This is a genomic window from Psychrobacter sp. TB20-MNA-CIBAN-0197 (assembly GCF_040309765.1).
Taxonomy (GTDB): Bacteria; Pseudomonadota; Gammaproteobacteria; order Pseudomonadales; family Moraxellaceae; genus Psychrobacter; species Psychrobacter submarinus.
In genome coordinates this window covers 1-281 of record NZ_JBEOPC010000400.1, presented here as the reverse complement: position 1 = coordinate 281, position 281 = coordinate 1, and the positions used below count along the sequence as shown (strand labels likewise).

1 protein-coding gene is annotated in these 281 nt (G+C 56.9%); it reads left to right on the top strand.

What is annotated here, in order from left to right:
- Positions 1-98: 98 nt before the first annotated feature.
- The coding region (locus AAEY83_RS14215; protein WP_502945178.1) for a hypothetical protein at positions 99-281 on the top strand (183 nt) is incomplete at its 3' end.

Here is a 281-nt window from a genome sequence, read left to right as displayed (position 1 = left end):
GATTTAAAGATTTCGGTACACCCACAACGCCACTGTTCCCGTGCGTCCACGATGCAGGCAAGATGAAGCTCTGCAAGTCAGAACACAGGAAGCTGATCGTGACCGAAGCGTTTATTGTCGTTCAAACCGCCGAACAAGCCGTGGATCGTCTGGCCGAGCTGCATGAGCGGGCCACCACTGCGCTGAATTCTGCCCTCAAGCGTTACCTCAAGGACCGCGTCGAGCCCGACGCCGAACAGCGTGCCCTGTTTCGTTATCCCGAACTGCGACTGACCTACCAC